At 59.6% G+C, this 25,835-nt stretch carries 17 protein-coding genes and 1 tRNA gene; 3 read left to right on the top strand and 15 right to left on the bottom strand.

Annotated elements, in window-relative coordinates:
• Window positions 1-209: 209 nt before the first annotated feature.
• From OXE05_05610 to OXE05_05560, 11 genes are all read right to left on the bottom strand, one after another.
• Window positions 210-1,535 carry a hemolysin family protein gene (locus tag OXE05_05610; protein ID MCY4436795.1) on the bottom strand — a complete coding sequence of 442 codons (1,326 nt, stop codon included), beginning with the start codon at window positions 1,533-1,535 and terminating at the stop codon, window positions 210-212.
• A 128-nt stretch (window positions 1,536-1,663) separates the two neighbouring features.
• On the bottom strand, window positions 1,664-3,040 hold the full coding sequence (locus OXE05_05605; GenBank protein MCY4436794.1) for an NTP transferase domain-containing protein: 1,377 nt from the start codon (window positions 3,038-3,040) through the stop codon (window positions 1,664-1,666).
• A 151-nt stretch (window positions 3,041-3,191) separates the two neighbouring features.
• A tRNA-Gln gene (locus OXE05_05600) sits at window positions 3,192-3,263 on the bottom strand.
• 580 nt (window positions 3,264-3,843) lie between these two features.
• Window positions 3,844-4,935: a DUF262 domain-containing protein gene (locus OXE05_05595; GenBank protein ID MCY4436793.1), complete on the bottom strand. Its 1,092-nt coding sequence runs from the start codon at window positions 4,933-4,935 to the stop codon at window positions 3,844-3,846.
• 170 nt (window positions 4,936-5,105) lie between these two features.
• Window positions 5,106-6,932 (bottom strand): M3 family oligoendopeptidase, encoded by a 1,827-nt coding sequence (locus OXE05_05590; protein MCY4436792.1) that lies wholly within the window; start codon window positions 6,930-6,932, stop codon window positions 5,106-5,108.
• 53 nt (window positions 6,933-6,985) lie between these two features.
• On the bottom strand, window positions 6,986-8,776 hold the full coding sequence (lepA, locus tag OXE05_05585) for a translation elongation factor 4 (protein MCY4436791.1): 1,791 nt from the start codon (window positions 8,774-8,776) through the stop codon (window positions 6,986-6,988).
• Window positions 8,777-9,107: 331 nt separating this feature from the next.
• Window positions 9,108-10,175: an aspartate-semialdehyde dehydrogenase gene (locus OXE05_05580; GenBank protein ID MCY4436790.1), complete on the bottom strand. Its 1,068-nt coding sequence runs from the start codon at window positions 10,173-10,175 to the stop codon at window positions 9,108-9,110.
• Window positions 10,176-10,408: 233 nt separating this feature from the next.
• Window positions 10,409-11,017 (bottom strand): Uma2 family endonuclease, encoded by a 609-nt coding sequence (locus OXE05_05575; protein ID MCY4436789.1) that lies wholly within the window; start codon window positions 11,015-11,017, stop codon window positions 10,409-10,411.
• A 3-nt stretch (window positions 11,018-11,020) separates the two neighbouring features.
• Window positions 11,021-11,647, bottom strand: coding sequence for a Uma2 family endonuclease (locus OXE05_05570; protein MCY4436788.1), 627 nt, complete (start codon window positions 11,645-11,647; stop codon window positions 11,021-11,023).
• Between the two features lie 207 nt (window positions 11,648-11,854).
• Window positions 11,855-12,667, bottom strand: coding sequence for a 4-hydroxy-tetrahydrodipicolinate reductase (gene dapB, locus OXE05_05565; protein MCY4436787.1), 813 nt, complete (start codon window positions 12,665-12,667; stop codon window positions 11,855-11,857).
• Between the two features lie 6 nt (window positions 12,668-12,673).
• Window positions 12,674-15,010, bottom strand: coding sequence for a polyribonucleotide nucleotidyltransferase (locus OXE05_05560; protein ID MCY4436786.1), 2,337 nt, complete (start codon window positions 15,008-15,010; stop codon window positions 12,674-12,676).
• Window positions 15,011-15,884: 874 nt separating this feature from the next.
• Here OXE05_05560 and OXE05_05555 point away from each other — a divergent pair.
• Complete coding sequence (locus OXE05_05555; GenBank protein MCY4436785.1) at window positions 15,885-18,086, top strand: DUF3604 domain-containing protein; 2,202 nt, start codon at window positions 15,885-15,887, stop codon at window positions 18,084-18,086.
• A 112-nt stretch (window positions 18,087-18,198) separates the two neighbouring features.
• Window positions 18,199-18,978, top strand: coding sequence for a nucleoside phosphorylase (locus OXE05_05550; protein MCY4436784.1), 780 nt, complete (start codon window positions 18,199-18,201; stop codon window positions 18,976-18,978).
• Between the two features lie 14 nt (window positions 18,979-18,992).
• Here OXE05_05550 and glpK read toward each other — a convergent pair whose 3' ends face one another.
• The 3 genes from glpK to OXE05_05535 all read right to left on the bottom strand — a co-directional run bounded on the left by glpK (window position 18,993) and on the right by OXE05_05535 (window position 23,021).
• A complete protein-coding gene (glpK, locus tag OXE05_05545; protein MCY4436783.1) occupies window positions 18,993-20,483 on the bottom strand; it encodes a glycerol kinase GlpK in 1,491 nt (496 codons plus the stop codon).
• A 119-nt stretch (window positions 20,484-20,602) separates the two neighbouring features.
• Window positions 20,603-21,619, bottom strand: a complete 1,017-nt coding sequence (locus OXE05_05540; protein ID MCY4436782.1) for a hypothetical protein — start codon at window positions 21,617-21,619, stop codon at window positions 20,603-20,605.
• A gap of 391 nt (window positions 21,620-22,010) precedes the next feature.
• Window positions 22,011-23,021, bottom strand: coding sequence for an integrase core domain-containing protein (locus tag OXE05_05535; protein ID MCY4436781.1), 1,011 nt, complete (start codon window positions 23,019-23,021; stop codon window positions 22,011-22,013).
• Between the two features lie 174 nt (window positions 23,022-23,195).
• On the opposite strand from OXE05_05535, the gene OXE05_05530 reads away from it, so the two are divergent.
• Complete coding sequence (locus OXE05_05530) at window positions 23,196-24,002, top strand: isochorismatase family protein (protein ID MCY4436780.1); 807 nt, start codon at window positions 23,196-23,198, stop codon at window positions 24,000-24,002.
• A gap of 188 nt (window positions 24,003-24,190) precedes the next feature.
• On the opposite strand, the gene OXE05_05525 is transcribed toward OXE05_05530, so the two are convergent.
• Window positions 24,191-25,561: an extracellular solute-binding protein gene (locus OXE05_05525; GenBank protein ID MCY4436779.1), complete on the bottom strand. Its 1,371-nt coding sequence runs from the start codon at window positions 25,559-25,561 to the stop codon at window positions 24,191-24,193.
• Window positions 25,562-25,835: the final 274 nt, after the last annotated feature.

Here is a 25,835-nt window from a genome sequence, read left to right as displayed (position 1 = left end):
ATCCCCACCAAGAATCGACGCTAGAATTATGCAAGGCTGCGAGTTTCGGCACTCACAGCCTTGTTCGAACTCCCACGTTGACATGGCGTATCCGGTTAGCTCCGTCTCCGCTTCAATAGCCGAAAATCAAATTGGCCACACTGCCTCATCCACATCTCGCGTTGCCTGGGGAAGCATCCGCCACTATTGAAACATCGCTTGGCAATTGGCTACACTCGTTCTTCGCCATTACTTGCCTCAGTCCCATCTTCTGCCGGCCCTGGATGCGGCTCCTTGCGCACAAGCACCTTTTTGATGCGCGTGCCTTCCACTGCCAGCACCGAAACCGTAATGCCGTCAAGGTCCACGGTATCGCCTTCGTCCGGCATGCGGCCAAGCTGGGCGTAGATCGCACCGCCCAGCGTATCCACCTCTTCGTTCTCGAGACTGGTGCCGAGCATGTCATTGAGATCGTTCATGCTTACCGCCGGGTCCACGACAGCCTCCAACTCATTCACCATTTCTACCCGGGGCTCCTCCGCATCGTGCTCATCCTGGATTTCGCCAACGATCTCTTCCAGCACGTCTTCAATGGTGACGAGGCCGGCAACACCACCAAACTCATCCACACAGATGGCCGCGTGCACACGCTTTAGCCGCATCTCCTGCAAGAATTCGCTGAGCTTTTTCGACGCCGGCACGAAATAGGGCTCGCGCATCACGTCGCGCACCAGCGTATCGAGCTTGTCAGCTTCTACATACGGCAGTATGTCCTTGACATAGACTACGCCCTTAATGTTGTCAATAGTTTCTTCATAGACTGGGATGCGCGAATATCCATGTTCAGAAGATGTGTGGATAGCGTCAGCCAGGGTGCTGTCACCTTCCAGCGTTACAATGTCAACGCGGGGAGACATAATGTCGCCGACGGCCAACTCGCCCAGCTCAAACACGCCGTGGATCATCTCGCGCTCGCCTTCCTCGATCACCCCCTCCTTGCCGCCGGTGTCCACCATGAGCTTGATCTCTTCTTCGGTAACCGTCGGGACCGTGGTGAGCGCCTCTTTGCCAAAGCGATGCGTGATGAGATTACTCGAGTGTGATATAAGCCACACGAGCGGATGGAAGGCCGTTTGGGTGACCAGAATTACACGTGCCGAAAGCAGGGCAAAGCGCTCGGCGTGGGTAATGGCCATGGTCTTGGGCACGATTTCGCCAAGGACAATGCTGACAAAGGCGATTGCGAGCGTGATCAATATGACGGCGATTACCTCATTGCCGATCACGCCGCCCAGGTCGTCTGAGAAGCTTACCGCGCCAATCGCGGACGCGAGGAATCCGACCGTCGTGATCGCGATCTGAATGGTCGTGAGGAACCGCTCGATGTTCTGGTGAAAGCCCCGCACGATACGGGCGTTGGAAACACCATCGTCCGCTAGTTGTTGAATGCGCGCGCGGCTTACTGAAATTACCGAGGTTTCTGTCGCGGCGAAGAACCCGTTGAACAACGTTAGGATGAGAATGCCAAGAATCTGACCCCAACTTGACGGATCCAAAATATGTCACTCCTTACTAATGAACGCCCTTCCTCCCGCCACACACGTCTTTCTCTATGAATCTCTTTCATGTGAGAATGTCAATTGCCTTAAGAGTTTACCCTTCACGCGCCTCGCCCGTTGCCGGATCAATCCTGCTCAGACTCTGCGGGCGACCCACGCATCCCGCGCACCCGCGCGGGCACACCGTATGCCTTAGCCTGCGCAGGCACATCCCGTGTCACCACGGAGCCTGCGCCAGTTAATGCATTGTTCCCAACCCGCACCGGCGCCACCAGCAATGTACCGCTACCGATGAATGCGCCGTCGCCAATCTCGGTTTTATGCTTGTCTGCGCCATCAAAGTTGCACGTGATTGAGCCGGCGCCGACATTCACGTCGTTTCCGACTACAGTATCACCTAAGTAGCCCACATGGTGAATCTTGGCGCCAGAATTTACCTGTGTGTTCTTGAGTTCGGCGTAGTTTCCAATTTCCACGTCGTCTGCCACGACGGTCCCCGGCCGCAAGTGTGCGAATGGGCCAATGCGCACGTTCTCACCGACCTCCGCGCCCTCAAGCACCGACTCCATTACCGTAACATTTGGCGCAAGCCGCGTGTCATGCAGCCGTGTGCCCGGGCCAATCGTACAGTTGTCTCCCACCGCTGTGTTGCCGTAGAGGTAGCAGTTCGGCCACAGCGTAACATCTCGACCGAACGTCACTGTGTCATCGATCCACACCGTCGCCGGGTCGACGAGGGTTACGCCGCCTTGCAAGGCCCGCCCGCGAACTCGCTCACGCAGCGTACTCTCCGCCAGCGCCAAGTCTGCCCGATCCTCTACTTGAAGCAGTTCGACATCGGCGCCCGCGTGTCGCACTGTCCCTATTTTGGCGGCTTCGGCAAGCGCCAACGCGGCAAGCGACACGAGGCACTCTTCCTGCCCCGGGGCGGCATCTCGGTGTTCCCAAAGCCACTCGCGAGAAAAACACATGACACCGGTGCTAAAGGATTCCACCGGCGAGCCCGCCGGAGTCGTGTCATTCCCGGTCAGGATGCGCTCGATCCGTCCGGCAGAGTCACGGACGATGCTGGCGCAATGCGGGGAGCCTGCATGGTGAGAAGTGAGCAGCACTAGCGGACAAAAAGTCTCATGCTGGCATTGAATTAGACGAGACATAGTTTTCTGGGAAAGCAGCGGCATTGTGCCGGCGACAACCAAGACTGCACGGACGGTTTCCGGTACCGCAGCAACCATCGTCTCAAGCCAGCTACCGTCATCCTGGTAATGGCATGCGGTTGCAAAACCTACGTAATCCTGCAACTGGGCAGTGTTTGCGGAGCAGGCGATGACCAGGGGCGAACAGCCGATGGTATGAGCGGTATGCGTGGGATAGACAGCCATGGGCCGGCCCGCCAGCGGATGTAATACCGTAGCGCGTTGAGACCGCATCCGCCCAGTCCGGCCGGTGGCCAAGATGATGGCGGCAGTAGATTGATGGGGGTCTGGGTCGCTCTCTGTCATGGGCTACTAGGCAGGGCAGTCCAAGCAACGGCATTGCGTGCCAACTCAGTATTGCTGAGCGTTCCTGACAACCTTTGGAACGCAGTCCGCCGTCCTACGGACGAAGCCTGCCTACACCCTTCCTCCTTGTGCGCCGCTCGCATTCCCGCGGCTGGGGCGGTAGGATTCGAACCTACGAATGCGGGCTCCAAAGGCCCGTGCCTTACCGCTTGGCGACGCCCCACCTGATTCATCATATCCGCGCCCTATAGGAGCGTCAAGTACATTATCAGCTCGGCATCAGGCCGTACATTTCTGTTAAAATAGACGTAAGCCAACAAGCTTGCAGACTATCGACTATAGCGAGCCGGCGCCACATTGTTTCTCAACGAGTTCGATTACGTCTAGCGCACTTTGGTAATATTCTTGCAATTCAGCATAGCTCAGTCTTACGTCTCGTCCGTGGGCGATCTGATTCCGATCGTTTACTAATGAATCTACCTGGAGTTTGAGTCTTCCCTGCGTCTCACTCTCCATACTCATTCTCCAATCTGAGCTGAAAGCACCCACTAGCTGCAGGATAAGCTCCATATTCGGATTCCGGAACCATTCTAACTGTCTGCTAACGTACTTTGCGACTTCAGCCGAGGCTCTTGTTCGGGTGTACTCTTGCAAGATGTCCCGCAAAGAAACTTCAATGAATCCACAGACCAACACACACGCTAATTTCACAAGGTTAGACTGGAGATAGAGGTCATCTGAGAGGTTAGAAATTTGCCTAAACAAACTGTCAAGACGATTTCGGTACGCTTGTCGTTCTCGCATCAACCCACGTCAGCAAATGCAGCAGTTGCTATATCAAGTCTTCGCCGGACCCGAACCACGTCCGTTGTACCGCTTCTTGTAGCAGAGATAAACTCCTCGTTATCGAGTAGCTTATCGTACTCTTGCTCGAACCCTTCTAAACTGGCAATTATGCTCCCTTTCAGCCTTTTTGCAACAGCTACCATTACTGCGTCATAGACGGCTGCGTTTAAGGCAACTGTGGGCCGGAAAGCCTTTCTGCCCAAAGCACTGTCAATAAACTCAATTGCAGGCACGAAGGCTTGGATTCCTTCTTCACGCGTGTTCATCTCTAAGTGTTGGTTCTTGTCCATGTAGTCATTGAGAAATTGCTTCATTGGACGTGAATAGTTGTGAGTATCGAAATATAGAGCAAGAAATCGCAGAATTAGCTCTTGGTCTTTGGCTCGAGAATGTATTCTTCCAAATATGTGTCGCCAGGATTTGTTCGCATTCAACTCCTTGAGCATCTCGTTAAATGCCCCACGATAGATTGAGTTGCGAATCTCCTGCGGCTGTAGCTGAACCCCTTGAGTATTAAGGCGCTCAAAAAGCAGATATATACTGCTGTTATCGTCTTCAGGCTCATTTTGCTTGACAATAGTCGCGTGCAAGAGCGAATTGTCGAGTTGTCTTCGATCTTGTGGGGATAGAGTCTTACACGTCTTGCCCTCGAAAGCTTCACTTACGTCGGTAAGCGCAAACTTCTTGCCCGAAAGGCTGGGGCTTTCCGCACCAAATAACCCCTCGTAGAAGTACTGAAGCGTGCGTAACCGCTGTTGGCCATCTATCACAAGCAACGTCTGGTCTTCCTCCTGAGAGAGAAAGATACCCGGCACGGGCAGACCCATCAGAAAGGACTCAATGAGCAGAGATGCCTGCTTCTTATTCCAAACGTAGCCGCGTTGAAAGGTCGGCACTACGATGTCTCCGACCTGAATTCGTCGTACCAGACCGTCCAACGTGAAGTCGGCGCCATAGCTGGTAATCGAGTACTTGAAGGGAATCTCTTCCTCTAAACCAAGGATGTCTTCGACTTCAGTATCTCTTCTTGAATCTGCTACTTCAATCATCTGCCAGAAACTCCCCAAGCCCGAAACTCACCTTCGAGGCACTTAGGCCTGATCGCTAGAAGCCTGTTAATTGCCATACAAGCAACTGCAAAGGGCCTTGGACTATGGAACCGCACACAGAGTATTATATCCCAACCTCTCGCCCTACCGCCGATCCAAGACTCTGTTCGTTACGCCGTGGCCAGGGACTTCGCCTCCTGCACCATGTCGTGGATGATGTCCAGGCCGCCGTGCCAGAAGGCGGGATCGGCGGTATCGATGTTGGCGCGTTGCATGAGCTGGGCAGGAGATTCGCTGCCGCCGGCCGCCAGCATGCCGCGATACACGTCTACAAAGGGCGCGCCCTGCTGCTGATAGGCGCGGTAGAGCGAGAGCGAGAGCAGCTCGCCGAAAGGGTAAGCATAGACGTAGAACGGCACGTGGATGAAGTGCGGAATATACGCCCACCAGTGGCGGTAGTTTTCCGTCATCACCACCGAATCGCCGAACATGGCTGACTGCTGCTCCAGCCAGATCTCCCCGATGGTTTCCGTCGTAAGTTCGCCTTCGCTGCGGCGGCGCGTGTGCAGCCCATACTCGAACTGGTGCATCGCCGCCTGGCGGAAAACCGTGGCAAACGAATCCTCGATCTTCTGCGCCAGCAGCGTCAAGCGGACGCGAGGATCCTCGGTGCGCTCCATGAGCGTGTGGAACGTCAGCATCTCCCCGAACGTACTCGCGAGCTCCGCCACCACCAGAGACGTATCGAATTCAAGATACGACAGTTCGCGGGAGAGGCGAGCATGGATGCCGTGGCCGAGTTCGTGGGCCAGGGTCATCACATCGCGCTGGTTGCCGGTGTAGTTCAGGAAGACGTACGGGTGCAGGCTGGGCAGGCAGGGCTGGCAGTACGCGCCACCCCGTTTGTTGGGCAAAACGGCGGCATCGATCCACTGCTTCTCGAAAAACTCTCCGGCCAATTGCCCCAACTCAGGGGAGAAGGCGTGGTACGCATCCAGCACCAGCGACTTGGCCTCACCAAAGTCGACGCCGCCGTCCGGCGGGGGGAATACCGGCGCGTAGCGGTCGTAGTCGTAGAGTTTGCGGTAGCCGAGCATGCGCCGCTTGAGGGTGTAGTAGTCGGCGACGATGTCGTAGCGTTGCGTCACCGCGTCAAGCATGGCGTGGGCGGTGGCATCGTCAACCTCGTTCGCCAGATTGCGCGACGACATCGGATCAGCGAATTCCCGCAGGCGGTCCTCGATGGCTTTCTCTTGCGCCGCCACGTTGAAGATGAAGGTCAGGATGTGGGCGTCGCCTTGAAGCGCCTTCGTCATGGCAACCTGAGCGCGCCGCCGCACATTGCGGTCATCATGGTAGAGCAGCGCCAGCAGTTCGGTCTCGTTCATCTCTTTGCGCTCGCCGTCCAGTGTTATCGTCTGGCGCAAGCGGCTGGTGCGTTCGTCGAAGAGCCGTTGGAATGCGCTGATGCCGGTGAGCCGCTTCTCGGCATCGAGCTTCTCCTCGGCTTCCGTGAGTGTATGTGGCGCAAAGACCCGCTCGTGAGCCAGGGAGTGCGCGAAGCGCGCGAGCGGCGGGTGCGCCAGAATACGTTCGGCAAAGCCATCGTCCGCCTGCCGCCACTCCACGTCGAAGAAGAGTAGCGTGTTCTGCACCGCGGTGACCTGTTCCTCCGTGCGCTGCAGTAAGGCCCCATGCGCCGGGTCGGCCGTATCCACCGAGAAGACCAGATGCGCGAACATTATGGCCTTGTGGCCGCTCATGAATATCCGCTCGATCTCTTCAACCGCCGCCAAGAACTCGTCCGGCGCAATGTCTCCTGAGGCAATGCGGCCCTTGTAGCGTGCCTGGAACGCCTCTGCCTGCGCCAACGCCGCTTTGAAATCCTCCTCTATCGCGGGATCATCCGGCCCGGCGTAGAGATCCGCCAGATCCCAACGCACAGACTCCGCGCCGGTTTCTTGTGACTCAGACATCACCGATTGTGTTTCAGCCACTCTTGAATTGCTCCTATTGAATTGGATTTCACAATGCCACTAGTCAAACGACACTACACCTTCAGCAGTGCCAGAAACGCCTCTTGTGGGATTTCCACCTGGCCGACCCGTTTCATGCGCTTCTTGCCCTCTTTCTGTCTTTCCAGCAGTTTGCGCTTGCGCGTGACGTCGCCGCCGTAGCACTTAGCGAGCACGTTCTTGCGCAGCGCCGGAATTGTCTCCCGGCTGATGATGCGGCCGCTAATGGCGGCTTGCAACGGCACTTCGAACAACTGGCGCGGTATCTGCCGGCGCAGTTCCTCGACTAACCCCCGACCGACCTGTTGGGAACGTTCGCGGGGGATGATGCTCGAAAGCGCGTCCACGGGCTGGCCGTTCACGAGGATTTCCAGCTTCACCAGATCGCCGGGACGCATGCCGGTCACGGTGTAGTCCATGCTGGCGTAGCCCTGGGTGCGGGTCTTCAGTTGGTCGTAGAAGTCGGTAAGGATTTCCGCGAACGGCACCTCGTAGCGCAAGATCGCGCGCCGTTCGTCCAGGTACTCAAGCTCCTTGAAGGCGCCGCGCCGTTTCTCACACAGTTCCATGATGGCGCCGATGTAGCCGGCGGGCGTGATGAGACTGAGCTCAACCCAAGGCTCCTCGATGCGGTCGAGCTCCGATGGTTCGGGTAGCCGCGCTGGGGTATCCACCTCCACACTCTTACCGGCAGTCGTGACCGCCCGGTATTCGGTATTCGGCAGCGTGGTGAGGATTTCCAGGCCGTATTCGCGCTCCAGCCGCTGTTGCACGATGTCCAGATGCAGCAACCCCAAACAGCCGCAACGAAAGCCGAAACCCAGCGCCGGACTGGTCTCCGGCACAAACGTCAGCGCCGCGTCATTGAGCTTGAGCTTTTCCAACGCATTGCGCAGCGGCTCGTAGTCCTCGCTTTCCACCGGATAGAATCCCGCGAATACCATCGGCTTTGCCGGTTGATAGCCGGGGAGCGGCTGTGCCGCGGCCGCAGACGCCGCCGTGATCGTATCGCCAACCTGGCACTCCCGCAGCGTCTTGAGGCCACTCGCAACGTAGCCCACCTCGCCGGTGGCAAGGCGCGTCTCCTTGACAAGCTGTGGCCGAAAGGTGCCGATCTCCATGGCTTCGGAGCGCGCCCCGGACTGCATCAGCAGTATCTCCTGGCCTGCCTCTACGGCGCCTTCCACCACGCGCACGTATGCGACAACCCCTTTGTGCAGATCATAGTGAGAGTCGAAAATCAGCGCGCGGGTAGTTGCCTCCTCAGCACCGGACGGCGGCCTGATGCGCTCCACGATTGCCGCCAGCACTTCGTCCGTGCCCAGACCGGTCTTGGCGGACGCATAGATCATCTCTTCACGCGTGAAGCCAAGATTCTCCAATTCTGCCGCCACCAACTCGGGCTGGGCGCTGGGGAGATCGATCTTATTGATCACCGGGACGATGGCGAGGTCGTGATTGAGCGCTTGGTAAAGATTCGTTAGTGTCTGCGCCTCAATGCCCTGTGAGGCGTCGACAACGAGCAGCGCGCCTTCGCACGCCACCAGCGCCCGTGACACCTCGTAGGCAAAGTCCACGTGCCCCGGCGTGTCGATCAGGTTGAGTTCGTACGTGGGACAATTTTCTTCCGCATAGAGCATGCGGACGGCTTTGGCCTTGATCGTAATGCCGCGCTCGCGCTCCAGCTCCATGGAGTCGAGCGCTTGCTCCACCACCTTGCGTGCGTCGATAGCGCCGGTCTTCTCCAAGAGCCGGTCCGCCAGGGTGGACTTGCCATGGTCGATGTGCGCGATGATGCAGAAGTTGCGTATGTACTGCTGATTCACTAAATGCGTACTCGTTGTAAGGCCATATACGGTTGGATTTCGGTTACAAACAGGGACCCAAAAGCCTGGTCTCTGCCGGTTCAGCGCTGCTTAAACGCGTGAGACCGCTCAGGTGCCAACGTTCATTGTATCAAATGACGAATTGAGACCATCAAGCGATCCCGGCGCGGTGGCTGCCCGCGTGGAATCCGACGCAATTGCCACGATGTGCGATATGTCACTCTCTTACCTAGAGCGCAAAAGTAATATGGGCATGTTTAGAACGTGCGCCGTGCAAGAGAGTAGCGGGGGGCTTTGTGCCCACCGGGAGGCTGTAGGCGATAAGGCAGCGCTATCCCACGCTCCTGCTTGCCGTCGGTAACGCTGCACCATGCAGCAGATCGCCCTGGATGAGCAATTCGGCTGTGCGGACCGCATTGGTGGCTGCACCGCAACGGAGGTTATCGGCCACTATCCACATGGCCACGCCGTTCTCGTGGGAGACGTCGCTGCGGATGCGGCCGACAAGTACGTCGTCAGTGCCGGCTGCGTCGGTGGCAACCGGGTAGAGCCCTTGACTGGGATCATCCACCACGCGCACGTCCGGTGTCCCTGACAGCACGTCGCGTACCTCAGCGGCCGTCATGGGTCGGGTGAGCTCCAGATGCACTGCCTCAGAGTGGCTGACCGCCACCGGAACGCGAACCGCGGTGCACGTAATCTTCATCTCCGGTTCGTGCAAGATCCTGCGGGTCTCGTGCATCACTTTCCACTCTTCCTTGGTGTAGCCGTCGTCGAGAAAGGAATCGACTTCAGGCAGCACGTTGCCCAGAATGTCGTGACGGAAGATTTCCCGCGGCAGACTATCGCCATTGCCGGCGGCCTTGGCCTTGATTTGTTCATCCAACTCCACCACGGCATCACGGCCCCAGCCGGATACGGCCTGATAGGTATCGACCACCATGCGCCGGATGGGATTTACCTGATGAATAGGGTTGATGGCGATGACAAGCTGCATGGTGGTGCAGTTCGGCCCGGCGACAATGCCGTTGTGCCAGGCCAGGTCGTCGTCGTTCACGCCCGCGATGACCAAAGGCACGTCGGGGTCCATGCGAAACGCGGAGGAATCGTCGATCACGGTTACGCCTGCGCGGGCAGCGATTGGCGAAAAATGACGGTTCGCGCCGGTGGCGGCGGAGGCAAAGAGGATATCCAGGTCGGCAAAAGAGTCCTCTGTGGTCTCTACTACGCCGAGCTCCTTACCGGCAAAGGCTACTGCCTTGCCTTTCGAGTTCGCCGAGGCGAGCGGGCGCAACTCCTTCACAGGAAATGCCCGCTCTTCAAGAATGTCGAGCAAGAGACGCCCCACCACACCGGTGGCGCCAAGAACACCTACGTTGTAACCGTCGCTGTTTGCCATGCTTTCGTCCTAGGCCTTACTAATCGCTACTTCTCAATTCGAGCGTACGCTTACCATCATACCAAGACCGGAAGAGACTCGGTCAATCAAGCGTGAAGTTGCTTAGTGCTAGCGCTGGCTCCAAAGCTAAAGCACGCTTGGACGCACACTATTGGAGCGCGTAAGTGCCTGCGAGTAGTGCCCAGTTTCCTTGGCGCGAACAGATGAGCAGGGCAGTGGGCAACTCCGAGGCGCTAGTCAGGCTGTGGCGGGAGTACATCCGCAACCGGAAGATCGCAGTCGGGGAAGTTGAGCGGGTGTACGGTGTCTTGTGGAAAATAGAGCAACCGCTCACGATAGTAAGCCGGGCCAGCGGCTGGATTGATTGGTTGCCTATATACTTCTATACGGTCTGCACGCAGATTCACAAGCCAATACTCACCAATCCCCGCCGCCGCATAAATCGGAACCTTCACACGCTGGTCCTCCTCCAAACTGGATGCGGCAACCTCAACTACCAAAATGACTTCCTCTGGCACTGGGTGACGGCCACTGTAATAGTCCGCCCGCTTTTTGGCGAGCACGAGATCGGGTTCCGGTTCTGAGCCGCTTTCCAGCAGCGAGATAGGATGCTGAGCGCGCACCTGTGCGCGTTCTCCAAGCTTGCTAAAGAAGTGGTCGTGCAGCCGGTCAATTACAGCCACGTGGCGAGGACCCTCAGGACTCATCTGATGCAGAACTCCTTGGATAAGCTCCACGCGCTCGTCTTCACGGAAGAACCCGCGTTCGATCAGCCAGTGGTACTCCGCCAATTTCAATCTGCGGACGTCTATACGGAGAGGCGCGCTGGCTTGTACGGCCATGGCTCAGTCCTTCTCCGGCTGCGTGCCGGCTACCGGGAGCAACTGCGCTACGGCGAGTGTACATGCGGGAAGGGCAAGTGGAGCCACCACGTCTTTCACGCCGTAGACAGTGGTTTGCCGAAACTCCGCGACTTCCGCCGTAGGGCCAGACGGTTCACGATACACTTCTATGCGGTCCTCACGCAGATTCACGAGCCAGTACTCGACAATACCGACCGCCGCGTAGAGCGGACCTTTGACGCGCCGATCGTACTCCACACTTGTATGCGCAATTTCCACCACCAAGAGCACGTCTTCGGGATAGGGATGATGGTCAAGATAGGCGCTTGCGCGGGGCGCGGCCAGCACCAAGTCGGGTTCCGGCTCTGAGTTTCCAGCGAGCAGCGTAATGGGGTCCTGCGCACGTATCCAGGCCCTATCGCCAATCATGGCAGGAAATAGACGCAGAAAGTTGCTAAGACAGGCGGCATGGCGCAATCCTTTCGGACTCATCTGATGCAGGACTCCTTCGATAAGCTCCACGCGCTCGTCTTCATGGAAGAATCCGTGCTCGATCAACCAATGGTACTCTTCGACGCTGAATGGCCGAATGCTCATCTGGTGAACGGCCGGTTCAACAACCGTCGCCATGTCTACGCTCCTCCGCAATCCTTGCTTTTGGCCCGGTATTTGCCTAAGCAAGACTCTTTCATCAACAGGCTGTAGAACAGTCCCAGCATTTGTCTTTCTCGTGGGAAATGCGATTGGAGGCAATCCACGACCCAAGAGCGTGCTGTCAATATCACAGTAGCACAGGTTCGCAACCTGTGCTACCAGTACTTGCGGATAAAGATGTCCCTACTTAAGGCCGAGCAGTGCATCCAGACCGTGGGTAAGCCCCGGCAAACTCGGCACTGCGCGCACGGCCATGAGTACACCGGGCACAAATGATTCGGTGCTCGTCGAGTCCTGGCGGATGGTGAGAGTCTGCCCCAGACCGCCGAACACGATCTGTTGATGCGCCACCATCCCCGGCAGCCGCACGGCATGGACGTTTATGCCGCCGTGCCCCCCGCCGCGGGTGCCGACGAGAGTCTCTTTCTCAGTCGGCACGGAGATGAAATCGCTGCCTCGCGCCTCGCGGATGTCAATGGCACTTTGCAGGGCCGTGCCGGAAGGGGCATCGATTTTGTGCTCGTGGTGATACTCCACGATGTCGCAGTAGTCCATGTGCTTGCCGATGAGCTTGCTGACATGCATCATGAGCACGGCGCTGAGGGCAAAGTTCGGCGCCACTACAAGCCCAACGTCGTTGGCTGCTGCCAACTCACCCAACTCCTCAATCTCGGAGATCTCCATGCCGGTGGTGCCGACCACGGCGTTGACACCGTGCTCGAGCGCCGCGCGCACGTTTACCCGCGCGGCATCCGCGCGGGTAAAGTCTACAATTACTTCAGGCTTAGCTCGCGCCAACATGGCCGGCATGTCCGTGTCGGTAGCGATAGTCTGACCGGAAGCGGTGGTAAGACCGTCATCTGCGGCGATGACGTCCACGCCACCGACTAACGCAAGGTCGTCCTCGCGGGACACCGCGTTTGCAACGGTTGTGCCCACACGCCCGAAGATGCCGCACACGGCAACTCTTTGGGGCTCAGGACTCTTGGCTGCCATGACTCTCTACCACTTTCTCCCCGAGCTTCCCGACGAACCGTCGTTGCCCTCGTTTTGGGACGTGTCGCGTTCACCGCCGCGGTCACGATCTCCCTCGGCTCCCGCGGGCGCGCGGTCTCGGTCTGCACCTGCAGTCGGGCGCTCGCGGTCAAAGCGTCGCGGGCCTCGGCCGCCGCGAGGCGGGCCGCGCCGATCGGATGATTGACCTCGTCCTCTATCTCCGCCGCCCCGTTCGCCACGGCTTGAAGGCGGGCGATCGGAGGGATGGCTTCCTTCCAACACCGCGCGGCGAGAAAGGTTCACGCGGCCCTGGTAATCGATCTCAACCACCATCACCATGACTTCATCGCCGATGTCGGCAATGTCTTCGGCGCGTTCCACGTAGTCCTCAGCCAGTTCGCTCATGCGCACCAGGCCTTCGCGCCGGCCGTCGGGTAGCTTCACAAAAACGCCGGCATTCATGATGCGCGATACCGTGCCGGTAAAGATTGCGCCGACCTCGAGTTCGGTGGTCATATTGCGGATGGTCTCTACCGCCTTTTCGACACCATCCTTGGACTCGCCGGTCACGACGATGGTGCCGTCATCGGCAATGTCTATCTTCGACTCGGTCTCTTCTTGGATCTTACGGATTATCTTACCGCCGGGGCCGATCACGTCGCCGATCTTCTCCGGATTGATCTTAAGCGACTCGAGCCGCGGCGCATAATCGGACAGCTCGGTACGAGGTTCCGGCAGAGCTTCCGTCATCACGTTGAGCACCTCCAGGCGAGCGTCGCGCGCCTGCCCCAATGCCTGCTCCATGATGGCGAAAGTGATGCCCGACACCTTGATATCCATCTGCAGCGCGGTGACACCCTTCGCGGTGCCCGCCACTTTGAAGTCCATGTCGCCGAGGGCATCCTCGATGCCCTGGATATCGGTGAGAATTGCGTATTCTCCTTCATCCCCCAATACCAGACCCATCGCGATGCCGCCTACCGGCGCTGAAATGGGAACCCCGGCATCCATGAGCGCCAGCGAACTGCCGCAGGTAGAAGCCATGCTGGTTGAACCGTTCGACGAAAGCACTTCGGAGACTACGCGAATGGTATAAGGAAACTCCTCCTGCGAGGGCAGCACCTGTGCGATCGCACGCTCGGCGAGCCGGCCGTGGCCGATCTCACGCCTGCGCGGCGATCCCAAACGTCCGGTTTCACCGGTGCTGAAGGGCGGAAAGTTGTAGTGGTGCATGAACGGCCTGGAATCTGCGATTTCGAGACCGTAGAGCGGCTGGGCGTCGCCAATCGAGCCGAGCGTTGTAATGCTCAGCGCTTGGGTCTGACCGCGCTGGAAAAGTCCGGTGCCATGGGTGCGGGGCAGCACGCCAACCTCGGCGGACAGCGGCCGGATCTCCGCCGGGCCGCGTCCGTCGGGACGTTTGCCCTCATGCAAGATTTCGTTGCGCACGTGCTTCTTGACGGCAGACTGCACCGCGTCGGCCACGTGCTCTTGGCCATGCTCCTCGCCCAGGGCTGCCACGGTGTCGGCGGTGATTGCCGAAAGCTGCTCCTCGCGCTCCGCCTTGTCCGGTCGCCCAAATGCCGCGGCGATCTTGTCCGCTACCTGCGCCTGCACCTGCGCGACGAGTTTGTCCGATGGGCCGTGAGGAACATACTCGTGCTTGGCCTTGCTGATCTTGCTGATGAGCTCTTCCTGCATGGCGATGGTCTCTTGCAGGGCCTCATGCCCGCGCTCCAACGCCGCGAGCATCTCGGTCTCGGGCAACTGGCCGGCCTCGGCTTCCACCATCATCACGGCGTCGCGGGTGCCCGCGATGACGAGATCGAGGTCGCTTTCCTCGAATTGCGACATGAGCGGATTGATGACGAACTCGCCGTTGATGCGTCCCACGCGCACCGCGCCTACCGGCCCGCCAAAGGGGATATCCGAAATGCAGAGCGCCGCGGACGCGCCGACAATGCCCATGACGTCCGTGGCATTTTCCTGGTCCGCGCTGAGGATGGTGATAATCACCTGCACCTCGTTGCGGTAGTCCTTTGGGAAAAGGGGCCGCAACGGGCGGTCGCACAGCCGCGCCGCCAGCACGCAATCGTCGCTGGGCCGTCCCTCACGCCGCAAGTACCCGCCGGGAATCCTGCCTACGGCGTAGTATTTCTCTTCCACATCTACGGAGAGAGGAAAGAAATCGATCCCCTCGCGGGGCTTAGAGCCCGTGACCGTGACCAGAAGTATCGTGTCGCCGCAACGGATAGTGACGCTGCCGCTCGCCTGCTCGGCAAACCGCCCGGTCTCGATGCTAAGCTCACGACCGGCGTGGTCTGCCTCTACCTTGTGAATCATACGATTCAAAAAACCCTTCCCGTGCCCCGCCTCAGCCCCAGATGTGGTTAGTGACTAGCAGATGCCGTTTCTTTGAAACGAAGTCGCTGCTTCGCAAAGTCGCTGCTTCGCAAAGCCGCCGTTTCCCCAAGTTACCGCTACGTTGCGTGCGGATATCGTCTTGCAGAAACGCCGTTTCCCTGAAGCAGCATGTGCTAGTCACCAAATACTAACCCTGTCCCGCACGTGTCATTTGGACAAGCTGGTGGCCGGTGTTTGGCACGTAACTGAGAAAAATGTATTGGAGAAGATCACGTATTCTTCCATTCTTCACTATAGCGGAGCGCGGGATGCCATTTCAAGGATGTGGATCAAGTGAGGAGCCAACCTAGGACTCGGCGCAGGCCACGGGCACTTGCAGACAGAATGGTGATATTGGCGCCAAGCCAAGGGTCACGCGCTACAAATCACCGTTCTCAAGCCGGACGATTGGCGCAGGCTAACCACCACAGCAAGCTGCAGGTTACAAACCTGCGCTACCGGCCGCGGGAGGAGCAACGTGCCTGGCCCGCTCGTCTCAGCAGTAGCGTGGAGATTTGGCTCCGGCAGAATTGAGTAGTGACAAACAAGAGACTTCCACATGGTTCGGCTCGCAAAATCGGCTCAGGCTGTGGCAAGGAGTCCGCACAGCGCTCAGCAGCAACAGATTTTCACCACCTCCGTGCGCCCCCGTATTGTTTACTGGGCAGGACCTGAGCTTGTCGAAGAGTCAAAGCACACCCGGTTTTGTAGATTAAGACGTATACTGTTGGTGTAGATTCCTGCCTACTGTTGTGTCTCAATGTGTAGGCTTCCTCCAATGGTGAACCAGGAGAAGGGAGTACTTTGACCTATCATGCCACCGGAATATGATGCAGCGACGTTGCGGGAGTACTGCGGCACGGTCGCGCTTGAGCCGACCGCCGATGTGGTGGCCGGGTCGTGGGGCACGTGGACGTTCACCTTTACCGTTGGCAAATACGGTATGGACGACCGCTCCAATCTGCGGTTGGTGATGCGGGGCGTGTGCGACTGGGGCGCGCCAGACTTCGACGACCCCACCGCGCCGAATTACTGCCGCATCCATACCGACAGCAACGCCAAATTGCAGGTGCACTTCGACCGCGAAAACCACGTGCGCCCCTGGCGGCGCACCATCCACGTGCATGTGCACGACGGCACGCTGGCGGCGGGAGAAAAAATCTGGATCGTGCTTGGCGACCCCTCGGGGGGCAGTCCCGGCAGCCAGGCGCAGACGTTCGTGGAGAGCACGTTCGAGTTCAAGTTCTTTGCCGACAACTTCGGCACCTTGCAGTTCCGCGAGCTGCCGGACGCGCCGGTAGTGCGCATTGTGGCGGGCCCGGCGGCGAGTTTGGTGGCGCAAGCGCCGAGCATGGTGGGCGTAGGCGAGGAATTTGACGTGCGCGTGCGCGCCGACGACGCCTGGGGCAATACGGCGAGCGGTTTTCGCGGTGAGGTCGGCCTGTACTGGCCGCACCACGCCGAGCCGCTGGCGAGCCACTCCTTCAGCCAAGACGATGGTGGGATTTATTGCTTCACCGGCCTAGAGCTTAACGAGACCGGCATTGCACGCCTGGAGGCCCGCAGTGAAAGTCCGGCGTTCTCTGTCCTCAGCAATCCCATCCACGTGCAGAACGATCCACCCGACCTCCGCCTCTACTGGGGCGACATGCACGCCCAGACCGAAGAGACCGTGGGCACGGGCAGTCCGGACGAGTACTTCACCTACGCCCGCTACCATGCGGGAGTCGACTTCCTGGGTATACAGGGCAACGACTTCCAGGTCACCGCTGAGTTCTGGTATGAGCTGCAGGAGATCGTGAAGCGCTACAACGACCCCGGTCGCTTTCTCACGCTGCTCGGCTACGAGTGGTCGGGCAACCATCCGGCAGGCGGCGACCACAACGTGCACTTTCTCGGCGATGAAGGCCCGCTGCACCGCTCGTCTCACTGGCAGGTGCCGGGTGATCCGGGGCCGTGGGAGGATATGTGTCCGGTTTCAAGGCTTGTTGACCGCTATCGAGGCCTGGACGATGTCTTCATGATTCCCCACATCGGCGGACGGCGCGCGAACCTCGACTATTTTGATTCGGAAGTCATGCCCTTGATCGAAATCGCCTCGGCCCACGGCTGGTTCGAGTGGGTGTGGCAGGAGGCGCTGGAGCGCGGCTACATCACCGGTTTTGCCGCCGGCAGCGACGACCACACCGGTCGTCCCGGCACCAGCCGTCCCACCAACGGCGGCATGTTCGGCGTGCGCGGCGGACTGCTCGGCGCATACGCCCCCGAACTCCAGCGCCGCTCGATTTGGGACGCAATCCGCGCCCGGCATACCTTTGCCACAACCGGCGCGCGCATGATCGTCCACATGACCGCCGATGGGCACCTGCAGGGTGAAGTCTTCAGTTCCAGCCAGCCGCCGGAACTCAACGTGCATGTGGCCGGCACCGCGCCCTTGGAAAAAGTGGAGGTGCTGCGCGGCACAGAGCCGGTTTACTCCCATCCCCTGGTGGAGCCGGAGAGCGGTATCCCCCGAAAAGTCCGCGTCGGCTGGCGCGGCTCCCGCGTGAAAGACCGCACCCGCCGCCTGCGCTGGGACGGCAGCCTACGCGTGGAAAAAGGCCGCATAGTGGCGGCCAAGGGCTGGGCATTCGACGATCCGACGGAAGGCGTTGTGGATTGGAACGAAGAAAGCGTGCGCTGGGTCTCGCAGACCTCCGGCGACTGGGACGGCATCGCGCTGGAAATTGTGGGCGATGCCGATACGACGCTGCACTTCTCCTCTGCGCCTGCCACGTTTTCGGTGCGACTTGATGAACTGGCCAATTGCAGCGAAATCGTACGACCCGGTAACACCGGCGTCGGCAGCGAGGTCCGCATCAGCCGCGATGACGGGGACCGCGCACCCTTAGATGCGGCTTTCACCTTCCAGGACCCCGAGCCGTTGCAGCAGGACCTTACGCCCTTTTTCGTCCGCGTCACCCAATACGACGGCGAAATGGCCTGGTGCAGTCCGGTGTTCGTCAAGAAAGCGTGATTCCATCGCGAGAATTTGACATAGTGAGTGGGAGTTTGCCGCGCCTGTACAACGGAGCGGGGGACAAGCCCCCGCGCTACTAGAGCAAGAATGTGACAGGTTGTTGAGATTCATGCCGTTTCCGAATTTTCCCAACAAACACCGGGAAGAGGCCTTCATCACGCCGGAAGCCGCGGTTGCGCACTTTGTGACAGACGACCCGCCGCTGCCGTTTCCGGAAGCCGTCATCTTCTGCTACCAGTCTTCATTGCTGACACACATTCTGGATCGGCATGAGACCGCTGGTATCGAGCGGGGAACTTATCGTCATCTCCACTGGCTGCAGGAAACCGAGAACCGCGTGGCGGTTGCCGGTGGCTTTGGCGTAGGAGCGCCCGCTGTGGTACTGGTGCTGGAAGCATTGATCGTGCAAGGAGTCCGGCGTTTCCTTACTATCGGCACCGCCGGCAGCCTGCAGCGGCATGTGGGCATTGGCGATATCGTCGTTTGCGACCGCGCAGTTCGCGATGAAGGCACGTCCCACCACTACTTGCCGCCGGAAAAGTACGCCCATGCCTCGCCCGCCATGACCAGTCGGCTGGTAGCGGCGCTCCAGACCGCAGATATAGCGCATAGCGTCGGCACAAGCTGGACTACCGACGCGCCCTATCGTGAAACCACCGCCGAGGTGCAACACTACCAAGCGGAGGGTGTCCTGACGGTCGAGATGGAGGCCGCGGCGCTCTTTGCCGTGGCGGCGTACCGGGGCGTGGAGATGGGCTCACTGCTGACAATCAGCGATTCTCTTGCCGATCTGACCTGGGACCCGCAATTCCGCTCCGACACCACGCGGGAGGGTCTGGAAACGCTCTATCAAGTGGCGCTCCAGGCGCTACAAGCTGCATCCGACTAGGGCTGGGGCGGCGGTTAGGTTGCTGCCCACTGGCGGGAGCGTTCCACCGCGCGTCGCCAGGTGGCATAGCGGGATTCGCGCTCGTCGGCACTGATTTGGGGCTCATACCGTCGCGCGACCCGCCACTGCGCCGCCACCGCAGCGGCATCCGGCCAATAGCCCACGCCCAGTCCAGCCAAGTACGCCGCGCCCAGTGCCGTGGTCTCCGTCACCGCAGGCACGACTACGGGGATGCCGAGCAGATCGGCTTGGGTCTGCATGAGGAGATCGTTGGCCACCGCGCCGCCGTCAGCGCGCAGTTCCTGCAGCGCCACGCCGGACTCCGCCTGCATCGTCTGTACCACGTCGCGAGTCTGAAATGCTATGGATTCCAGGGTTGCGCGGACAACGTGGGCCTTGGTAGAGCCCAGTGTCAGGCCAAGGATAGTCCCCCGCGCCTCGGGGTCCCAATACGGCGTGCCGAGACCGGTGAATGCGGGCACCACTACTACTCCACCAGTATTAGGTACTTGCCGCGCCAGATCCTCGCTCTCCCCCGCGGTGGCGATGACGCCCAGCTTGTCGCGCAGCCACTGAATTGCGGCTCCGGCCACGAAAACCGAACCTTCCAGCGCATAGGCAGGGGCGTCCGCAGAGGCTGCCACCGTCGTAAGCAGTCCGGTTTCCGAAGGCGTGGCCTCGTCGCCGGTGTGCGAGAGCAGAAAGCAACCGGTGCCGTACGTATTCTTGGCGTGACCGGGCTGCCAGCAGGTCTGGCCGAAGAGCGCCGCTTGCTGATCGCCCGCAATGCCGGCAATCGGAGTGGCAGCGCCAAACACCGCCGGATCTGTGTGCCCCACTACGCCCGATGAAGGTACCACCTGCGGCATGGCTGCGCGCGAAATGCCAAAGAGCGCCAGCAAACCGGCATCCCAGTCACGCGCGTGGATGTCATAGAGCATGGTGCGGGAGGCGTTGGTGGGATCGGTCACGTGCTGGGCGTGTCCCGTAAGCTGCGCAATGAGCCAAGAGTCCACGGTGCCCAGACAGAGGTCGTTCCGTACCGCCAATTCGCGAGCGCGCGGGACGTTTTGCAGAATCCACTCGAACTTGGGACCCGAAAAGTAGGCATCCAGCACCAGGCCGGTCTTCTGCCGGACAGTATCGGCCAGACCCTGCGCCTCCAGCTCTTGGCAACGCCCCGCCGTGCGACGGCATTGCCAGACGATGGCGTTGCCCAACGGCACGCCGGTGGACCGTTGCCAGGCGAGGCTCGTCTCCCGCTGGTTGGTGATGCCGACGGCCGCAATCTGCTCGGGCGCGACAGCCGTCTCTTTCAGTACGGCTTGGATGCACGCATACTGCGTTTGCCAGATGGCGCTAGGGTCGTGCTCTACCCAGCCTGCCTGCGGGTAGATTTGCGGCAGCTCTTGGCCTGCGCTGGCGACGATCTGCCCTTCGACATCAAATAGGATGGCGCGGGAGGAAGTGGTGCCTTGGTCGAGGGCGAGAATGTAGTCGTTCACGCTAGTGCCACTTCTGGTTCAGATTCTGGGGCGCCTGTTGCCGTCACTCCGGCGCAAGCCGGAGTCCAGGGGGTCTGTGAGGCCAATCAACACAAGACTTAGTAGAGAACCACGAGTGCTCACACGGCAGCCGCACGCTCAATCCGTAGTTGCTGGCCGTCGTGCACTGGCAACGTAAACCGAATGCGGCCTGCTGCAGTCGCCGTTACGTCGTTCACCGGTTCGCCATCGCTCGTAACCACCGGATTCTGCCAAGCGGGAGGCACGTCCATTGTGATCGTGAGGTCCCGATTCTGTACGCGCTCCGGTATTCTGGGCGCTTCCATATAGAACGTTATTGCGTCGTCAGCGGCGCAGTACCCGCGCGGATGGGCGGTGCGGCGTGTGAGAATGTAGTCAATTACCTCGTCCGGCGTGGCGCGCCACACGTCCCCAACTTCCGCAACTTTCGCAAAGCGTTCGCCAAGCAGCGCGGGCGTAATGTCGCGTTCCGGGTCAGCCGGATCATCGGCTACAAACTGGGCGCTATCCACCAGCCATCCCTCAGTATCCCACGCCTGGTGCAGCCGCCAGTAGGGATCGTAGGTCCGCGCGGGCAGCGGGAGACCCTCTATCGTGTAGAGCGCTGACCGGCCCAGCGCATTCAGGTCCTCGTCGACGTGGTTGTAGTTCAGGCGGTCTTCCAGCGCTAAAACTGCCTGGTAGCCGGCGGCTTGCACCTCTGCCGGCAGAATCCCATGGTGATGGTCTATAGTCGATACCACGAGCATCGTAACCGGCGCATCCACAAGTTTCTCGAGAGCTTCCCGCGATTCCCGCGTAGGGGCGTCCCTTGTGGGCGCCCGATCGCCGTTGGGAGACAGCTTGCGCGTTGGGCCGCTGCCGGCAACGCTCCAGCCCTCCCGCTGGAGCTCCCGCAATTCGTCATTGCTCAGAGCAGGTGCATGTGTCCGGCTGCCCGATTCACTCTGGCCGCCGCCGCTTGATAGTCCCGCTGCGTCGAGGGCTATGGTCCCGGGTATCGCATGCCGGCGGTGCAACGGTAGGGCAGGCTCCAACAGGGAGCGCACCGCTGCGTCGTACGTGATGGAGTACACCCACCGCCAACCGTGCTTCCAAGTTTCTACGCGCAGCATGCGGCTTCTCCTAAGCGACTAGTGGCGCGGTCTTGCCATAGGACCATACAGCATTCGAATCCAACGTTCCCAGGAAAGCTGGCAGCCATCTCTGGTGTGATACGTGGACACCCGCCTTCGCAGCAGTGACCGGTGAGACCGCCTGTCTCACTTCAACGTCGACCTTAACTATAAAGGAATGTCCTGCTTTTTTCGCACCACCTAGAATAGAGAAGCGATTAGTAGTTTTAGGTTTGGGTTGGCAAGAGGCAAGACTTGTGATCGTCTTTAGGTCTAAGCCAACTTCCAACTGTCATTCTGAGGAGCGCAGCGACGAAGAATCTAGAATCGGGAGCTTTTATTAGATTCCGCGAACATTGTTCGACGCTGCGCTCGGAATTGTAAGTGTTGACTAATTCGTTGACAGATTTTGCAGGGCTTGAAGAGGCGTATGCCCGTTCAGGCCTTGGTGTGGTCTTTCCGTGTTGTAGTACAGGAGGTATTGCATCAGTTCATCCTGGAACTGGGCCAGGTTCTCGAACGTCGTGCCTTCGATCAGGTCGTCATTGAGTGTGCGCCAGAAGCGTTCGATCTTGCCGTTGGTCTGGGGTCGGTAGGGCCGGGTGTAGCGGTGTTTGATGCCGAGCTCCAGCAGCATGCGCTCGAAGGGGTGCTGCGCCGGCTTCGTCCGTGCCGCCACTTCAGGACCGTTGTCGGTGAGGATGGCCTCGAACTGGATGCCGTCTTCTGCTTCGCAGAAGCAGTCGTACTCGGCATTGAGCAGGTTGAGGCTCTTGAGGGCAGCGAACATGACACTGAGGCTCTTGAGGTCAGGCACCACCTCAGCCCAGGCCAGACGAGTGCTCGGACTGAAGTCCGCGGCGTCCAGCACGGAGACCAGGTAGTAGCGCTGGGAGCTGTTCACCAGCAGGTCGCGGCTGAGGTAATGGCAGTCCAGATGCCCCAGTTCGCCCGCGCGGGTCTTGATGATGGTGCGCTTGGCTTGTTTCATGGCCGGTTTCAGGCGGTTGAGCCCATGGCGTCTGCTGATAGCATAGATGGTTGAGGGGGACGGCGTGTGCGCTTTGAGTACTGGCTTGAGTATGGCATAGATCTCATAGCGGTTGATGCCCTTGCGGCGTTGCTCCAGCACTTTCTGCTCGATGTAGGGCAAGGTGCGCCGGCTCTTCCACTTGGGGCCGCGCTTGCGCGGCAGCAGGGCGTCGTCGCTGCGCAATTGAAGAAAACGGTTGTAGTACTTGGCGAAGGTCTGCCGGCTGGTACCATGGAACGCATAGAAGTCCTGCAGGAAGCGGAACTGGGGATGCTGCTTGGCCTTGACCAGTTCGTATTCCGAGATGAGGAAGCGCCATTTCTGCATGAAGTTGCGTTCGATGGTCTTGTCACTACTATTGTCCCGCATCAGTTGCCTCCAGAGCTGGTGATTGACACTCATCAACTTTCTACCAGATCTGTCAACGAATTACCTGACACTTACAGGGAATGACATGAACGCTGCCCGCAAGGGCTACAAGCCTATATCTATTAATCCCGACTAGAGATGAGTCGCGATCCTCAAAACTGAAGGAGACCCTGGATGCCGAACCTGGAATTGCGTACCCGCTTCCTCATCCACGAACCGCGCACTATCGAATTGCCCTACCGGGAAGAGCACTTTGGCTTCAAGCACGCCTCCGTGAGTATTCCGCCTTCCCAGGCTGCCATCGTGCTGGTAGACTGCTGGGACGAGCCGACCATCGAGAGTCACGGCGAGCGCTCCGCCCAGATTTGCCGAGACCTCATCCGGCCCCTGCTTGATGCGTGCCGCGGGCTGGGTATCGCCGTGGTACATGCGCCCTCGCCGCCGGTGGCACGGAAGTTCCCGCAGTGGTTGCGCTACGCGGGCGATAGCGAACTCAATCCGCCGCCAAAGGCCGTCTCAGACTGGCCGCCGCCGGACTTCGCGTTGCGGCAAGGCGCGTGGGCAAACCTGGAAGCGCACTATGGCGAGGAGTGGCTGCCGCTGCGCCGTCAACATGACGAGATTCGGTCTATCGACCGCGCCGTGTGGCCCGCCGATGAGGACTTCGTGATCGCGACGGGCGATCAACTGCACCGCCTCTGCCGTGACGGGCGCATTCGCTACCTCTTCTACGCAGGCTTTGCCGCCAACTACTGTGTGCCCCACCGCGACTACGGCGTCTTCGCCATGCGCGAGCGCGGCTACTGCATCATCATGCTGCGGGACTGCACGACGAGCATCGGCGCACCCGGCCTGCCGCACAATCTCTGCACGGAGGAGGTGTTTCATCACCTTGAGTCGCGCAGCCTTGCGGGGTCGATTACGGCGAAGGAGTTCGCGGCAGCGGCGGAATCCGTGATGGCAGCAACCAAGGCAGACTAGAGAAAAAAAGAGGGAGGCAACGCCCCACGTGCCTCCCTCCTCGGTGAGTATTCTGCCTATGTGCCCATTGGTTACAGTTCGTGCGTAGGGGCGGTTCGCGAACCGCCCCTACTAGATTCCTCGCTACGCTCGGAATGACACTTGCGCTGGAAATACCAGTGATTGTCAACTGAAACTGGCTAGAGAACCTATGCGTTCTCCTTCTTCCAGTCCTCGATGGCCTGCTCGAGCGCCGCGAAGGAGTTTTCGACCGCCTCTTCCGACGTCAGATTGTCCTCTTCCCGGAAATGCGGCCGCAGGTGCGTATTGAGGGCGCCGGTGAAACTGCGGTACGCCGGGTGAGGCCAGAATGGCGTGGCATAGCCCGCGCTGCGAGCGAATGACAGTTGATTGGCCGGGTGCGGGTTGTCTTCCGGCGGGCCGAAGGAATGCTGTGATGGGATGTGCACGGGGATGGCGTGGCCGCGCTGCCCCATCCACTCTTGATGGGTGGATTTGACGAACCAGACCACAAGCGTCTCCGCATCCGGATTCGTGCTGCTGTCTAGGACAAAGTGCTCTTCCTGACCCATGAACGCGCCGCGGGTGCGTCCGCCGCCAATTTCGAGGTAGGGTGGCTCGATGGAATCGAACCCGAATTCGGCCGCTTCCCGTGTCGGCACGATACCCCAGGTACCGAAGATCACCTGGCTGAGTTGCTGTCTGCCGAATGCCGCGATGGCAAAGCGGCTCAGGTCGATATCTTCGTTGTTCGGCCCTGGCGCCGCTTCCCGCCGGGTCCAGGCATCCTTGATCATTTGCACCATGTGGAGCACAATCTCGCGGTCAGCGGCGAGTTCGCCGTCCTCATCGAGCATGCCGCCATAGACGAACGGCAAGTACTGTGGAATATAAGAACTCATGGCGATACCCCAGGCGGTCTTCTTTTCCTGCCCCTGGTTGAGGTGCGCCGTCAAGGCATCGGCATCGTTGAGGACCTGCTCCCACGTGGTGTCGTCTGTCGGGGGATTGAGGCCGGCGGCAGCGAATTGATCTTTGTTGTAGAAGATGCTCGTGGTGTTCAAGCCGTACGGCACGCCGAGCAGTTTGCCCTGCCAGGTATTGCCCTTGATTACCGGTTCCACGATCTCGTCAATATCTACGCCGTGTGCCGCCAGGATCGGACGGTGGTCCCGGACGATGTCGGCCACCTGATGCGGCGCCACGCCCCACCAGCACACGTCCGGCGGTGAACCGGCTGCCAAGAGCGCCGGCAGTTCTCCCGGCGGATAGCCCAGCTTCCAAGCAATGTCGACTTCGGGATGTTCCGTATCGAAGAGCTCCAGCGTGGCCGCCGTCTTGGCGATCGTATCCTCACGCTGGCTGATGAGCAACGCGACGACGGGCGCGTGCTCCATCATCTGCGGCTGCTCTGCCTCCTCTTTCGGGGCATCTGCCGCCTGTTCCATGGGCTCACCCGTCATCTGCACCTGGCCGCAGGCAGCCAAGACAAGTCCGGCGGAGCCGATAGTCGACGCGCCAAGTAGGCTACGCCGCGTCAATCGTCGGGCATTTCTCATCGTTGCTCTCCTTTGTACCACTGCTCACTCTTCGGGAACGGCTTTGGGACTTTCATTGCCACTACCCGTTGTGGCAAGAAGTGTACCCCTGGATATCATACACTGTCAAGGCAGTACTGGAGTTCAGGCACGGCCTTGCAACTCTTTCCGCCATGAGCTTCCCACATTTCCTGCGGTAAGAGCATGAAGCAAAGACCTGCAAGTTTGAGGATTGAACAGACCTAATGAACTGAATGTCGAGCCCCGCTGGTAAGGGACCTTACCTGTCATTTCG

Source organism: Chloroflexota bacterium (assembly GCA_026710945.1).
Classification (GTDB): domain Bacteria; phylum Chloroflexota; class UBA11872; order VXOZ01; family VXOZ01; genus VXOZ01.
The sequence above is the reverse complement of the archived record's forward strand: the minus strand, read 5'-3'. Positions and strand labels throughout refer to the sequence as shown.